This window comes from Agrobacterium rubi TR3 = NBRC 13261 (assembly GCF_000739935.1).
Taxonomy (GTDB): Bacteria; Pseudomonadota; Alphaproteobacteria; order Rhizobiales; family Rhizobiaceae; genus Agrobacterium; species Agrobacterium rubi.
In genome coordinates this window covers 38,420-52,094 of the sequence record NZ_BBJU01000029.1, presented here as the reverse complement: position 1 = coordinate 52,094, position 13,675 = coordinate 38,420, and the positions used below count along the sequence as shown (strand labels likewise).

Below are 13,675 nucleotides of genomic sequence, written 5' to 3'. Positions count from 1 at the left end.
CGTTAGCGCAGGCTTCCTCTCGTCTTCGCCATAAAGAGTGTTATCTTCACTCCCGTTGCATAGAATTGTTTCGCCGTTTCGGGAATGGCGAAATCGGGTGGCCAGAACCGGGAGAACGGATTGATGACCACATCGAGGCATAGCGGAAAAGGTGCTTTCGAAAACAGACCGGACCTTGGGCGTCGCGTGGCGTCCAAGCGTTTCGTCGCGAAGCTTGTCATCGTTTTAGAGCGCTTGGCACCCAACATGCTGCTGCCTCTTTCCATAGCCGCGCTGTTCGTCGCACTCGCCTGGTTCGGTCTTTACCGCCAAATGCCGGATGTCTTGCGCTGGGCCGTGGTCTTCGTCCTCATCTTTGCCTTCATTACGTCTCTGTTGCCGATTGCCCGCCTGAAATGGCCGACGAAGGACGAGGCATCGCGCCTGCTGGAAAGCCGGAATGGATTGGATCATCAGCCCGTCGGCGTGCAGGAAGACGAACCCGCCTTCGAAACCCCATTCGCCCGTGCGCTGTGGAAAGAACACCAGTTGCGCATGGCGCAGCGGATCGCCGCGTTGGATGCAGGGCTTCCCCAGCCTGACATCGCCCGCCACGATCAGATGGCATTGCGCGCCATTCCAGCACTGCTACTGGTTGCCGCTTTCGGTTTTTCATTTTCGAATGGCGCTGGCGATATTGCCGATGCGTTTCGCAACCGTCCTGCCGGTGGGCCTGCCAATCCGGATATTCGGCTGGATGCATGGGTGACCCCGCCCTCCTACACCGGGCGAGCGCCGATCTTCCTGACCGGCAACAACGCAGCCGCAACGGATGCCGTTTCCATGCCGCAGGCCTCGAAATTGACCATCCGCATGACCGGCGGCGAAGGTGACGAGACCGTCACCTTCGAGCCCGAAGTCGGTGGGGACATCAAGACGCTCGCCCCGGAAGGGGACGACAAGGCCGATGCTCAGACTGATGCGACAACAGAACCGCAAGCAACCGAAGCACCACGGGCACCTCGAACCTTCGCCATGGAGGTGTCTGAAAGCGGAACGGTGGAAGCCAATGGCCAGCACTGGCAGTTCAACGTCATCCCGGATAGAGCACCGACCATTGCATTCGATAATCTGCCCCGCCGTGCCGTGAACGGCGCCTTGGAAATCGGCTTCACCGCCAAAGACGACTATGGCATTCGCGAAGCCCATGCGGTGATCGAGCCTATAGGCCTTGCAGCCGGCGCAACACCGCTTTATCCACCGCCGGAATTCAAGCTGGACCTGCCGCGCCAGAACCCGCGCGACATGAAGGGAGTCACCAGCCGCAACCTGACCGAACATCCGATGGCCGGCAAAAAGGTTCGCATCACCCTTGTCGCAACCGATGGCATGGGTCAAACCGGCCGCAGCCCGTCGCAGGAGATGATCCTGCCTGGTCGGAATTTCGCAGAGCCGATAGCGGCCTCGATCGTTGAGCAGCGCCAAATCTTCTCGCTCGACACGCGGCAGATGCCGAGAGCCATCGCTTTCAATGAAGCGGTCGGCATGCGACCTGACGAGACCATTCCCAACACCACCCATTATCTTCTGCTGCAATCTGCGCAGACACGCATGAAGCTCGCCCGTAATGAAGAGATGTTGAAAAACACCTCGGACTATCTGTGGGAAATCGCACTCGGCATTGAAGACGGCGATCTCTCGCAGGCCGAACAGAAACTTCGCGATGCGCAGAAAGCCCTGTCGGAGGCGATCGATCGAAAAGCAGGTGATGAGGAAATCGCCAAGCTGATGCAGGAACTGCGCGAAGCAATGAACGAGTTCATGAGTGAACTGGCCCAGCGCATGCAGAACGCTCCGCAGGCCAATATGAACCAACAGGCTCAAAATGTGCTGCGCCAGCGCGATCTGGAAAACATGATGAACCAGATCGAAAATCTGGCCCGCTCCGGCAACCGTGACGCCGCCCAGGAAATGCTGTCGCAAATGCAGCGCATGATGAACAACCTTCAGGCCGGGCGACCACAGCGCGGACAGCAAGGCCAGCAGCAACAGCAGAACAGCCAGTTGCGCCAGCAGATCGACAAGCTGGGCGAGATCATGCAGCAACAGCAGAAGCTGATGGATGAAACCTTCAAGCTGGACCAGGCCCTTCGCGACCGCATGCAGAACGGCGACCAACCGCAGGGCGAAAATGGTGGCGACCCGCAAATGGGCGAGAACGGCCAGCAACCACCCGGCCAGCAAGGGCAGCAGCAGCCGGGCCAAAACCCGACCGACCAGATGACAGCCGAACAATTGCGCGAAGCGTTGAAAAACCTGCGCCAGCAGCAGGATGGCCTCGGCAAGCAATTGGGTGAACTGCAAAAGGGCTTGCGCGATCTCGGCATGGAGCCCGGACAGAACTTCGGCAAGGCTGAGCAGGAAATGAAGGGTGCGGGCCAGGCGCTTGGCGACAGCGAAGGCGAGCAGGCGGTTCAGGGTCAGGGCAATGCGCTCAATGCGCTGCGCCAAGGCGCTCAGGACATGATGGGGCAGATGATGCAGGCCATGCGTCAGCAGGGTCAGCAACCCGGCCAGGGCCAGGAAGGCATGATGGGACAGGGCGGTCAGAACGGACGCGATCCTCTCGGTCGCCCGCGTGAAAGCAATGGCCCTGATTTCGGTGACAATCAGGTCCGCGTGCCCGATGAAATCGATGTTCAGCGTGCCCGTGAAATTCTGGAAGCCATTCGTGAAAAGCTGGGCAACAACCCGCCCGGCGAAGTCGAGCGTCGGTATCTGGAACGCCTTCTCGACATCCAGTAGTCGGATCAGTCAACAAAAAGGGCGGTCAAACCGCCCTCACGTCGCCCTATTGGGAAAGTTTCAGGCCGGAACTGCGGCCAGAGCTCTCGCGACCGCCTTGCGGATATCGGGCAGCGCAAAGGGCTTGGGGATCACGTCGATGATTTTTTCCATCAGGTCATCGGCACGCTCACGCTGCTCGGCATAACCCGTCATCAGCAGGATCTTGAGGTTCGGGAATTGCGAGGCTGCGCGGTGTGCAAGCTCGATACCATCCATCACCGGCATGCGGATATCGGATAGCAGAAGGTCGAACTTGCCTTCGCTCAGCTTTTCGAAGCCCTGCTCGCCATCGGCGGCTTCGTATGTCTCGTGTCCATCAAGACGCAACGCGCGGGCCACGAATGTCCGCAATGCATCTTCGTCTTCAGTAATCAGTATTTTTGCCATTTTCCATCGCTCCTGGTATTCATTCCAGCGAGCTCAAACTCGGTCATTTCCCTTTGCAAGAGGTAAATGAAAGCGGCCATCTCAGCGGCATGGTTAACAATCCATGCTTGTATCGGCCACCAATCGTTGCAAAACGAGGCAGTGCGGCCTACTCGGCATCACCTGTGACGACGCCGACGAACGGCAGTTCGCGGAAGGCGTAAGCCACATCCATGCCATAGCCGACAACGAAATAGTCTGGGCATTCGAAGCCAACATAATCAGCCTCGAGCTTTTCCTTGCGCTTGACTGTCTTATCCAACAGCACCGCAATCGAGACATTGCGTGCGCCGCGCTCGTAGAGCAATTCCTTGGCAAACAACAGCGTGCGGCCGGATTCGAGAATATCGTCGATTAGCAGGACATCCCGGTCCTTCACGTCGCTATCGATGTCCTTGACGATCCGCACGCCCTGCGAAACCGTGCCGGTGCCATAGCTGGAAAGGGTGATGAACTCGACTTCAGGCGCGAGCCCGCTATCGTGCAAAGCGCGGATCAGGTCGGCTGCGAAAATGAAAGAGCCCTTGAGGACAGCAATGACCAGTAGGTCATTGGTCGGTCCCGTTGCGATCTGCTTGGCCAGTTCGCAGTTACGCTCGGCGATCTGCTCGGCAGTATAAAGCGGCTCGATATTTTTTCCACGGACGACGGGCATGCCTTCTCCTGCGCTGATCCGGCCCGCCGTATCAGATGAGACCGGCAGCCGAAATGGTAAGACGGGCGTCCGGTAGCATAATCAGCGGTCGGAAACACCCGTTTGCGCAAAAGAAAGCTTGATTTCAGGTATTTTTCCACCGGGGTGGCGCAGTTTGGCTGTGAAGCCTTGGCGGGTACCCGCTTTGATTTCCGACACCGGCGGTTCGATCAACATGCTGGCAACCTTCTCGCCCTTCGCCACGAAAAGGTCGGCGCGAATAGCCGGTATGTCCTGCATCACGCCACTGTTGTTTTCAACGATGCCATTGATGACGAGGATTTCCATACCGCCCGCGTCCTGCGGAGTAATGGTGATGTGGCTGATACCAAGCGGCTCGACGACAGCCGCCACGGCTTCGTTTTTGTGCAGGATCATCGCAAATCCGCCGGACAGGAAAAACACGCCGACGACTGCTGCCGCAACGATGGCCGAGTACCCATCGACCGAAAGGCCCGATAATTTTCTGTCGATGCGCTCTATCGCAATCCGAAAAGCATCCAGCCCCGTAAACGGCTTTGACACATTACGTTGAGACGCCGCGCGCCGGTTGTCGTTGCCGTAGTCACGTGCGGGCGTTTCCTTTATCGTGACAAACTCGGCATCTACGATGTCTTCGCTGGAACGTGCCTGCGCCTTGTGGCGCGGCGGCGTTTCCGGCATCAAAAGGTCCAAATCGAATGCCGCGTGCCGGCGAGATGAACGGAACATAGCCATGAAGTTCCCTCGGTCAGGTTTTCGGCCCCATAAAACTGGGCATTGAATGAAATCCTGACCAGTCGTAAATTTAATTGGTTAATGCTTCGCAAAGATCATTGTTTAAGCCACCCACACGCCGTGCGTTGGGTATAAAAGGCTCAAACAATGATGCGAATCGCTCACCACGGAAGCAAGAGACTGGAAGTTCGTTGATCCACTTTGAAAATGTCGGTTTACGGTACGGCATGGGCCCGGAAATTTTACGGGACATGACGTTCAATATTCCCAAAGGGTCGTTCCAGTTTCTCACCGGTCCCTCCGGCGCGGGCAAAACCACCCTTTTGCGCCTGCTGCTCATGTCGCTGCAGCCGACACGCGGGCATATTCGCATGTTCAGCCGCGATGTGTCGCGCATCCCGCGCAGCGAGCTGCCGTTGCTGCGCCGCCGCGTCGGCATCGTGTTTCAGGATTTTCGCCTGCTGGATCATCTCACCACGTACGAAAATGTGGCCCTGCCTCTGCGCGTGCGTGGCAAGGAAGAGAGCGCTTATCGCAATGATGTGATAGAGCTTTTGAAATGGGTGGGCTTGGGCGAACGCATCAATGTCTTGCCGCCGATCCTGTCCGGTGGTGAAAAGCAGCGCGCAGCGATCGCGCGCGCACTGATGGACCAGCCGGAAATTCTTCTTGCCGACGAGCCGACCGGTAACGTCGATCCTCCCATGGCAAAACGGCTCCTCAATCTGTTCATGGAGTTGAACCGCTTGGGTACGGCCGTCGTTATCGCCACCCATGATTTCGGTCTGATGGATCAGGTGGATGCGCGTCGCATGATTCTGACCGAAGGGCGGCTCGACGTTTATGAATGAGATGAACCGAAAGCCACTCAAGCCCGAACAGAAAGCCGCACCCAAGCTGCCGCAAATGCGCATCCGCCCGATGGCGCCGATCCTGCCGCCGTCCAATATTCAGGGCAATGCGCTGATTGTCGTCATCGCGATCATGGCGTTTCTGGCATGCCTGACGCTTGGTGCCGTCAGCATGGTGCGCACCACGGCCACCAGCTGGCAAAGCCAGATTTCCCGCGAGATCACCATCCAGATCAAGCCCGAGGAAGGGCTGGATATGGATGCCGCACTCAACAAGGCCCGTAATCTGGCTTTGGGCTTCGTCGGTACGCGCGAAGGCACCGTCATGGATGAAGCCGCGACCGCGCGTCTTCTGGAGCCCTGGCTTGGCGCAGGCCTCGATCTGTCCGAACTGCCAGTCCCGCGCCTCGTCATCATCACCATCGATGAAACCAACCCGCCCGATTTCGAAGCCATGCGTGCGATGCTGAAAACGGAAATACCGCAGGCCTTTCTCGATGACCACCGCACCTGGGTCGATCGTCTGGTCTCCATGGCCCATACCACGGTCATGATCGGGCTCGGCGTGCTGATCCTGGTCTTCAGCGCCATGGTTTTGACGGTGGTTTTTGCCACACGCGGTGCGCTCTCGGGAAACCGGCATATCGTCGAGGTTCTGCATTTCGTTGGCGCGGAAAGCAGCTTCGTCGCACGAGAATTTCAAAAGCACTTTTTGAAAATCAGTCTAAAGGGTTCGGGAGCCGGCAGCGCCTTGGCGGCCGCCGTCTTTCTCGCAGCTGGATTTTGGCAATCGCGTTCGCTCGCCACCCCACAAAGCGATCAGGCCAGCGCCTTGTTCGGCTCCTTTTCGGTGGGCGTGGAGGGCTATATCGGCATTTTCGCAACCATGATGGTGATCGCTCTGCTGACCACGCTCACGGCACGCCTCACCGTCATTCGCACCATCGATGACATTGATCGCGTTCGTTCCGATCCTTCGAAAAGTGAAGGTGTGTAAGACAGCGAGGCGTGCGCCACCAAGTCGCCACAACTGCCTGTTCCTTGTCTTCATGCAAGCTTATGGATAACTCATGGCAATGAGTCGCACAGACCCTGATGACGAATCGACCACAACGACGCGAAACGGATGGCTTTCACGTCGCGGTCGTTTGCGCCGTTTCGTGCGGATAACCATTCTGCTTTGCGTGGTCATTGTCGGCGCTGTTTTCGGTGGTTTCCTGTGGTTTGCCGATTCCGTTGCATCCATGCGGCCGCCCTCCGGCACCAAGGCGGATGCTATCATCGTTCTGACCGGAGGCTATCTGCGCATAGATCAGGCCGTCGGCCTGCTTCGGGATGGCGTTGGCAAGCGATTGCTGATCTCCGGCGTCAACCCCGCCACTAGCCGCGCCCAGATCAGAAAGATGACGCAAAGCTCTTCTGATCTTTTTGCCTGCTGCGTGGACATGGGTTATCAGGCCGTCGATACGATCGGCAACGCCAACGAAGCGTCGAAATGGATCAAGGATCGCGGCTACACATCGGTCGTCATCGTCACCAACAATTACCACATGCATCGCTCGCTTCACGAGTTGCGCAGCACAAGCCCCGATACGAATTTCATCGCCTACCCCGTCATCAATTCGGATCTGGCCCGCACCAACTGGTTCGTAAACCCGGATGTCGTGCGCACCATGATCATCGAATATATCAAGTTCGTGGCCGTCGCTGCACGCGATATCACCGGCCTTGGCAAGGGCAACAACGGGTTGCGAAACAGCATCACGCCATAAGCAAACCCGCAGATCGATAACTGCGGGTTTGTTTCTTGTCGTACCACCAGCCAACCGACCAGCATGTTGTATCTACTCTGCCGCCACCGCCCTCACGGTCTCGGCGTCCTCGATTTCACGGATCAGAGGAATCACATGCTTGCCGAAATATTCGACCTCCTCCTGGAAGTGCAGAAAGCCAAGGAGGATGAGATCGGCGCCGGCGCGCTTCAGAGCGACCACACGCTCGGCGACCTGTCTGGGCGTTCCGATGAGATTTGATCGAAAGCCGTCATTATACTGTACCAGATCATCGAAGGAGGATTTCGCCCAGTTGCCTTCGCCTTCCGGTGAGGACTTACCGGCATTCTTGACCTCATGGCCGAACGCGTTGACGGCGTCAGGATTGGCCTTTTCAATGATCTCGGCCAGAACCGCTTTTGCCTCCTCTTCCGTCTCGCGAACGATTGCGAAAGCGTTGACGCCGACACGCACGGTATGGCCATTTTCCTTCGCCTTGCCTTGAATGTCGGCAACCTGTTTGCCGATTTCCTCCGGCGTATTGCCGTTGGTGAAGTACCAATCCGAGACACGCGACGCCATATCACGAGCTGCGCGCGAGGAGCCGCCCTGAAAGATTTCGGGTTGCGGGTCCAAGGGTTTCGGCTTCAGAGAATAGTCGTTGAAGCGATAGAAATCACCGCTGAAGGTAAAGTTCTCCTCGGTCCAGATACCCCGCAACGCCCTGATGAACTCCTCGGAGCGGCGGTAACGTTCGTCGTGGTCGAGCCAATGCTCTCCGATGGCATGAAACTCTCCACGGAACCAGCCGCTGACGATGTTGACCGCAACGCGGCCATTGGTCAGATGGTTGATCGTCGCAATCTGCTTGGCTGCAAGCGCAGGGTTCCACGGTCCTGGAAGAAGAGCGGCAATCACTTTCAACGTGGTCGTGGATTCCAACAGCGCATGACTAAACGCCACCGATTCATGCTGGAATTCCGCGCCATAACCGGCGGTGAACCGTATCTGGCTCAAAGCGTAATCAAAACCGTTGGCTTCGGCGATTTGCGCCAGCTTTCTGTTATATTCAATTGTCCAGCTGGTCCGCTGCTCAATGTTGGAAATGACCAGACCGCCCGAGACATTGGGGACCCAGTAGGCAAATTTCAACGGTTCTCTCTTGGCAAAAGACATCATAATGTTCCTCTCGAAATGGTCAGGCGTGGGCGGCGACAAGCACCGCGTACCTGCTGGAAACCGGACGGGTTGGCAGAGTGATCAATGCTGAAATGTCTAAGAGTTCGTGGACTGCACGCTCGGTCCGTTGCTGAAAAACGCCAGGCGTGAAGTCACTTTCGTTGGCGGTCGGAAACGTCAGTCCGTTGAAAAATCCAGACGATGGCAGCCGCGGGTGTTTCGTCGTCTGTCCACGAACCACACACGATGACTTTCGAATGTTTATTGACTGACCGAGACTTCCCATCGGGCAACATCCTGTTTGCCGCCCTAGTGTATGGAAAATACCTATAGTGCATAACGATTGGCGACCAATCTTCAGCATGAAGGAGGAATTCTTATTCCAATTGTCGATGCGATTGGGGGAAAATTAAACTCAAGGCGCTTTCCCAAGCGCTGGAGACGCATGCCGGGCTTTGTGGGATATGTGCTTTATAATGAGAGCCTGCACGGTGCGCGGAGGCTTGACGTGCAGTCTGACTTGGACGGGCGTTGCATATCGTAACATGAGCACGGGCGGCAACGCGCTTGCTCATATACAACACCGCAAGCGCTCTTCGCTAAAATTTCTCTTGCCTGCGTTCCTGCATCGCGTGGGTCTTGTTGAGACCCATCGTTTTCGTGTAGGCGTTCCATGCCGCGTACCACATCGAAGAACGCTTCTTTGGTTGAACGCGCGCCGGGAGAAGCCTTTTATGCTCAGACTGCGTTCCATTCTGTTCAACACGCTGTTTTACCTCAATCTCATCGTGCGCATGCTGGTGCTGACGCCGATCTACTTCATCGTGCCGCGAAAAGTCGCGTTCGAGATCCCCAAGGCCTGGGCGCGCTCCAATCACTGGCTGATGGAAAAGATTGTCGGCACGACATTCGAGATCGAAGGGCTGGAAAACATTCCCGAGACCGGCTGCATCTTTGCGCCCAAGCACCAGTCGTTCTGGGACACTTACGCGCTGCTGCCCAACCTAAAGGACCCGGTCTATATCTTGAAGCGTGAGCTGATGTGGATACCGCTTTTCGGCTGGTATGTCGCCAAGCAGCGGATGATCCCGGTCAACCGCGCCGCGCGCGGCAAGGTCATGCTGAAGGTCATGGAGCGCGCCAAGGAAGAAATGGCTAAGGGACGCGAGCTGATCATTTACCCTGAGGGAACGCGCCGCCCGCCCGGTGCCGAGCCTGAATACCGCTATGGCATTGCCCGCCTCTACCGCGACCTCAAAGTCCCCGTTGTGCCTGTCGCCATGCACCCCGGTCTCTTCTGGCCGCGCCGCTCCACCATGCGCTATCCCGGCCATTTCAAGGTGCGCATCTTGCCGCCGATTGAGCCCGGCCTGCACCCCGATGTTTTCTTCAAACAGTTGATCGAGGTGACGGAACGGGCCAGCGACGAATTGCTGCTGGAAACCGCGCGCGACAATCCGTCTCTTCCTCTACCGCCTACAGCACAAAAAAGACTGGCAGAGCTTCAGGGCAAGACGGCAGGCTGAGCCTCGACATTGGCAGCGATCTGCTCGAGTACGGCGTCGCGGATGCCCATGTCCTGAAGGTGCTGGACCGTGTTGAACACGTAGTCGACATTCGGGCCTGAACGCCCCGACGCATGCCGCACGATCTTGGCTGCCTCTTCCAAGGCCAGCCCGCCGATATATTGCGGGTGGTCGGGATCAGCCACATAGGTCATGGCCGGTTGCCGCCTGCCATCCATCAGGCCGACTGAGATCACCCGTTCCTTATAGACATTGCTGACCAGTTCCCGTTCGCGCAGATACTCAAGCACGGCTTCGCGATCTGCATCTGCAACCCGAAACGCCACACCATGGCATGAGCCACCGCGCTCGAGACCGAGCACCAGTCCGGGATTTTCATCGGTGCCACGATAGACATTGGAGCGAATGCACAGCGACCGGCGATAGCCATACAGTCGTGCCTGCTGGCGCTCCTGAAACGGGAAGCCCGGGTTCCACATCAACGAACCATAGCCAAAGACCCAAAAATCGTCCATATCGCAAGCCAAAGCAAATCACCTGTGTTTACCATTGGAGATCATCATGGCAGCGTCAAGCCAATCCCGAACAGGCAGAAAATACCTTTTTCTCGGTCTTGGGATCATAATTTTCGTTGCCATCTACTCCGCCGGTTGGTTCTACGCCGCCCAACGGCTTCAGGAAACCGTTATTCGCACGCTGGCCCCCGGCGGCTCCGCTGGCATCACCGGTGAGTGCAAAGACATTGCCTTCAGGGGCTATCCGTTCCGCATCGGTCTCTTCTGCTCCAAGGTCGACGTCAAGAACACCCGCAATGACATGACGGCGTCGTTTGGTGCCTTGCGTTCGGCAGCGCAGATCTACGCACCACGTCACATCGTGTGGGAACTGGATTCGCTTGCAACCATCCAGACCGGTCACGGGCTGAACATTTCCGCGCAATGGGCCAATATGCAGTCCAGCCTCGTGACGAAGTTGAGGGGCGTTGATCGCACATCTGTGGTCATCGACGGGCTGAAAGCAACCGCAGTCTCGTCTGTCACGGCCCAGACGATCGATTTCGATGCCGCCAAAACGGAAGTTCATCTGCGCCAGAACGGTGCGGATCTCGATGGTGCCATCACGCTGACGGACGCATCGACCGTGATCAAGGACTGGCCGCAGCTTCTGCCGCGCCTCAACGCCATCGCAGACGTGACGCTTGCCGGCAAGGCTGGCATGATCGACGGCAGCGACCGTACCGGGCTCTATGGTGCCAGCGGTGAGTTGCGCCGCGTCATGCTCGACATCGGCGATGGTCGCACCATGCGCATCACCGGCCCCTTCTCGTTTGACGATCAGGGCTATCTCACCGGACAGTTTAAACTGGAAATCGAAAAGCTGGGCGATTGGGCCGACAACGCCAAGCAGACCTTCCCGCAGCTGCAATCCACCATCGACACCGCCCGCAAACTTCTGCGCGCCTTGGCAGGCGGCGGCGACAGGACATCGGTCGATCTGGTGGTCGATCGCGGCCGCGCAACCGTCAGCGGCTTCATTCCCCTTGGAAAGATACCGCCGATCTGAACTCGTTACGTCTTCTGATTGGGCGTCGGGCGGCCGAAGTTTGGCGTATCGACGTCCTGACCAGCCTGCACGATGGAACGGCGGATGGTGCGGGTGCGGGTGAAAAGCTCAAACAGCTTGTCGCCCTCACCCCAGCGGATGGCGCGCTGAAGGTAAGCCAGATCCTCTGAAAACCGCGCCAGCATTTCAAGGATCGCATCCTTGTTGTGCAGGCACACATCCCGCCACATGGTGGGGTCGGATGCGGCCAGACGGGTGAAATCGCGAAAACCGGAGGCGGAATATTTGATAACTTCCGATTCCGTCACCGTGCCCAGATCGTCTGCCGTGCCGACGATGTTATAGGCAATGATATGCGGCAGGTGCGAGACGATGGCCAGCACCTTGTCGTGGTGCTCTGCATCCATCTCATCGATCCGCGAACCCAGCCTTTCCCAAAACGACCTGAGCTTGGCAAGCGCATCAACATCCGTTCCCGGCAAGGGCGTGAAGATGCACCAACGGTCACGGAAAAGACCCGTAAAACCGGCATCCGGCCCCGACTTTTCCGTGCCCGCCAGCGGGTGGCCGGGAATGAAATGGACGTTTTGCGGCATGTGCGGTGCCATCTGCGCGATCACCGATGCCTTGGTGGAGCCCACATCCGTTACGATGACGCCTGCTTTCAGATGCGGCGCGATCTGTTCGGCCACAGCGCCAGATGCGCCAACCGGTACGGATACGATCACCAGGTCGGCATCCTTGACCGCATCTGCCGCAGACACGGTGTAGGCGGTTCCAAGCTCCAGTTCTTCCGCCCGTTTCAGCGTTTCGGCGCTGCGGGTGGAAATCACCACCTCCCGCGCCAGACCCAGTTCCTTGATATCGCGCGCGATGGACGACCCGATCAGGCCGATGCCGATCAGGGCGATACGGTCGAATAAAATGTCAGTCATGCTTTGCCCATGAAGTCTTTGAGCGCGGCGATAGCGCCAAGATTGGCCTCTTCCGATCCCACCGTCATGCGCAGTGCATTGGCAAATCCGTAACCGCGAACCGCACGCAAAATATAACCACGGCGCGATAGAAATGCATCGGCATCAGCGGCACGCTTGCCCTCAACATCAGGGAAATGGATGAGGATGAAATTGGTGACGGATGGCGTCACCTCAAGGCCAAGGTCGGTGAAAGCCTGCGTCAGCTTTTCCAGCCATTCGAGATTGTGGGACACCGCCTTCTGCATGAAGGCCTGATCACGGATGGCGGCGGCACCGGCGGCAATGGCGGGTGCGTTCATGTTGAACGGACCGCGTACGCGGTTCAGTGCGTCAACAATGGCTACCGGTCCATACATCCAGCCCACGCGAAGCGCTGCAAGACCGTACACTTTGGAAAAGGTGCGCGTCATGACGACATTGGCATTGCCGGAAACCAGTTCCAACCCTGCCTCATAGTCGTTCTTACGGACATATTCGGCGTAAGCTGCATCCAGCACCAGAATGACATGCTTGGGCAGACTGGCCTGAAGGCGGCGCACTTCGGAGACCGGAACATAGGTGCCCGTCGGATTGCCGGGATTGGCGATGAACACCATTTTTGTCTTTGGCGTCACGGCAGCAAGAATCGCATCCACATCGATCGCGCAGTCTTTTTCCTTTACGGTGATCGCAGCAGCACCAGCACCCATGATCTGGATCTTGTAGACCAGAAAGCCGTGTTCGGTGATGATCGCCTCATCGCCCGCACCTAGATAGACGTGGCACAGCAGACCCAGCAATTCGTCTGAGCCATTACCACACAGGATATTGGCAACGTTCAGCCCATGCACGTCGGCAATCGCCTGACGCAGGGCAATCGCCTGGCCATCAGGGTAGATTTCAAGGTTCGAAGCGGCAGTCTTGAAGGCCTCGATCGCCTTGGGGCTTGGCCCGAGCGGCGTTTCGTTGGAGGAAAGCTTATAGACCTTGGCCACACCGTCCACGTGCTCCTTGCCCGGAACATAGGCGGCAATATCCAGAATACCTGGACGCGGGACAGGTTGGTTAAGCTCTGCACTCATTTCATCGACCCTTGGAAAAACGCCGGAAAATCCGGCCAGACAATGCCGCAGGCATTAGACTGGAATGGGGCGTTTGTCGAGTG

13 protein-coding genes are annotated in these 13,675 nt (G+C 57.6%); 6 read left to right on the top strand and 7 right to left on the bottom strand.

Annotated features, from left to right (window positions below):
• The first annotated feature begins 123 nt into the window (after nt 1-123).
• Nucleotides 124-2,784: a TIGR02302 family protein gene (locus RRU01S_RS21950; RefSeq protein ID WP_045232429.1), complete on the top strand. Its 2,661-nt coding sequence runs from the start codon at nt 124-126 to the stop codon at nt 2,782-2,784.
• A 60-nt stretch (nt 2,785-2,844) separates the two neighbouring features.
• On the opposite strand, the gene RRU01S_RS21945 is transcribed toward RRU01S_RS21950, so the two are convergent.
• The 3 genes from RRU01S_RS21945 to RRU01S_RS21935 all read right to left on the bottom strand — a co-directional run bounded on the left by RRU01S_RS21945 (nt 2,845) and on the right by RRU01S_RS21935 (nt 4,657).
• Nucleotides 2,845-3,213 carry a response regulator gene (locus RRU01S_RS21945; protein ID WP_045232360.1) on the bottom strand — a complete coding sequence of 123 codons (369 nt, stop codon included), beginning with the start codon at nt 3,211-3,213 and terminating at the stop codon, nt 2,845-2,847.
• A 148-nt stretch (nt 3,214-3,361) separates the two neighbouring features.
• Nucleotides 3,362-3,907 (bottom strand): hypoxanthine phosphoribosyltransferase, encoded by a 546-nt coding sequence (gene hpt / locus RRU01S_RS21940; RefSeq protein ID WP_045232359.1) that lies wholly within the window; start codon nt 3,905-3,907, stop codon nt 3,362-3,364.
• Between the two features lie 81 nt (nt 3,908-3,988).
• On the bottom strand, nt 3,989-4,657 hold the full coding sequence (locus RRU01S_RS21935) for a hypothetical protein (protein WP_045232428.1): 669 nt from the start codon (nt 4,655-4,657) through the stop codon (nt 3,989-3,991).
• A 197-nt stretch (nt 4,658-4,854) separates the two neighbouring features.
• On the opposite strand from RRU01S_RS21935, the gene ftsE reads away from it, so the two are divergent.
• The 3 genes from ftsE to RRU01S_RS21920 all read left to right on the top strand — a co-directional run bounded on the left by ftsE (nt 4,855) and on the right by RRU01S_RS21920 (nt 7,286).
• A complete protein-coding gene (gene ftsE, locus RRU01S_RS21930) occupies nt 4,855-5,514 on the top strand; it encodes a cell division ATP-binding protein FtsE (RefSeq protein ID WP_045232358.1) in 660 nt (219 codons plus the stop codon).
• Nucleotides 5,507-6,511 carry a cell division protein FtsX gene (locus RRU01S_RS21925; RefSeq protein ID WP_045232357.1) on the top strand — a complete coding sequence of 335 codons (1,005 nt, stop codon included), beginning with the start codon at nt 5,507-5,509 and terminating at the stop codon, nt 6,509-6,511. Before ftsE ends, RRU01S_RS21925 begins: the two co-directional genes overlap by 8 nt.
• A gap of 73 nt (nt 6,512-6,584) precedes the next feature.
• The gene (locus RRU01S_RS21920; protein ID WP_045232356.1) at nt 6,585-7,286 is read left to right on the top strand and encodes a YdcF family protein; all 702 of its coding nucleotides are present in this window, start codon (nt 6,585-6,587) and stop codon (nt 7,284-7,286) included.
• A gap of 72 nt (nt 7,287-7,358) precedes the next feature.
• Here RRU01S_RS21920 and sfnG read toward each other — a convergent pair whose 3' ends face one another.
• Nucleotides 7,359-8,462: a dimethylsulfone monooxygenase SfnG gene (gene sfnG, locus RRU01S_RS21915; protein WP_045232427.1), complete on the bottom strand. Its 1,104-nt coding sequence runs from the start codon at nt 8,460-8,462 to the stop codon at nt 7,359-7,361.
• A 737-nt stretch (nt 8,463-9,199) separates the two neighbouring features.
• Here sfnG and RRU01S_RS21910 point away from each other — a divergent pair.
• Entirely contained in the window at nt 9,200-9,991 is a 792-nt protein-coding gene (locus RRU01S_RS21910) for a lysophospholipid acyltransferase family protein (protein WP_045232355.1), read from the top strand.
• Here the strand turns inward: RRU01S_RS21910 and RRU01S_RS21905 are convergent.
• Nucleotides 9,970-10,506, bottom strand: coding sequence for a gamma-glutamylcyclotransferase (locus RRU01S_RS21905; protein WP_045232354.1), 537 nt, complete (start codon nt 10,504-10,506; stop codon nt 9,970-9,972). The genes RRU01S_RS21910 and RRU01S_RS21905 overlap by 22 nt on opposite strands.
• Nucleotides 10,507-10,552: 46 nt before the next feature.
• On the opposite strand from RRU01S_RS21905, the gene RRU01S_RS21900 reads away from it, so the two are divergent.
• Nucleotides 10,553-11,554: a DUF2125 domain-containing protein gene (locus RRU01S_RS21900; RefSeq protein WP_045232426.1), complete on the top strand. Its 1,002-nt coding sequence runs from the start codon at nt 10,553-10,555 to the stop codon at nt 11,552-11,554.
• Between the two features lie 5 nt (nt 11,555-11,559).
• Here the strand turns inward: RRU01S_RS21900 and RRU01S_RS21895 are convergent, their stop codons facing one another.
• Together RRU01S_RS21895 and hisC are read right to left on the bottom strand one after the other, a co-directional pair.
• Nucleotides 11,560-12,489, bottom strand: coding sequence for a prephenate/arogenate dehydrogenase family protein (locus RRU01S_RS21895; protein ID WP_045232353.1), 930 nt, complete (start codon nt 12,487-12,489; stop codon nt 11,560-11,562).
• Nucleotides 12,486-13,592: a histidinol-phosphate transaminase gene (gene hisC / locus RRU01S_RS21890; protein WP_045232352.1), complete on the bottom strand. Its 1,107-nt coding sequence runs from the start codon at nt 13,590-13,592 to the stop codon at nt 12,486-12,488. The genes RRU01S_RS21895 and hisC overlap by 4 nt, the downstream gene beginning before the upstream one ends.
• Between the last annotated feature and the right edge of the window lie 83 nt (nt 13,593-13,675).

What these genes read in the sequence shown, in the direction of transcription:
- RRU01S_RS21950 (WP_045232429.1), top strand. Translation starts at nt 124, where the DNA reads ATGACCACATCGAGGCATAGCGGAAAAGGTGCTTTCGAAAACAGACCG.
- RRU01S_RS21945 (WP_045232360.1), bottom strand. Translation starts at nt 3,213, where the DNA reads ATGGCAAAAATACTGATTACTGAAGACGAAGATGCATTGCGGACATTC.
- hpt (WP_045232359.1), bottom strand. Translation starts at nt 3,907, where the DNA reads ATGCCCGTCGTCCGTGGAAAAAATATCGAGCCGCTTTATACTGCCGAG.
- RRU01S_RS21935 (WP_045232428.1), bottom strand. Translation starts at nt 4,657, where the DNA reads ATGTTCCGTTCATCTCGCCGGCACGCGGCATTCGATTTGGACCTTTTG.
- RRU01S_RS21925 (WP_045232357.1), top strand. Translation starts at nt 5,507, where the DNA reads ATGAATGAGATGAACCGAAAGCCACTCAAGCCCGAACAGAAAGCCGCA.
- RRU01S_RS21920 (WP_045232356.1), top strand. Translation starts at nt 6,585, where the DNA reads ATGGCAATGAGTCGCACAGACCCTGATGACGAATCGACCACAACGACG.
- sfnG (WP_045232427.1), bottom strand. Translation starts at nt 8,462, where the DNA reads ATGTCTTTTGCCAAGAGAGAACCGTTGAAATTTGCCTACTGGGTCCCC.
- RRU01S_RS21910 (WP_045232355.1), top strand. Translation starts at nt 9,200, where the DNA reads ATGCTCAGACTGCGTTCCATTCTGTTCAACACGCTGTTTTACCTCAAT.
- RRU01S_RS21905 (WP_045232354.1), bottom strand. Translation starts at nt 10,506, where the DNA reads ATGGACGATTTTTGGGTCTTTGGCTATGGTTCGTTGATGTGGAACCCG.
- RRU01S_RS21900 (WP_045232426.1), top strand. Translation starts at nt 10,553, where the DNA reads ATGGCAGCGTCAAGCCAATCCCGAACAGGCAGAAAATACCTTTTTCTC.
- RRU01S_RS21895 (WP_045232353.1), bottom strand. Translation starts at nt 12,489, where the DNA reads ATGACTGACATTTTATTCGACCGTATCGCCCTGATCGGCATCGGCCTG.
- hisC (WP_045232352.1), bottom strand. Translation starts at nt 13,592, where the DNA reads ATGAGTGCAGAGCTTAACCAACCTGTCCCGCGTCCAGGTATTCTGGAT.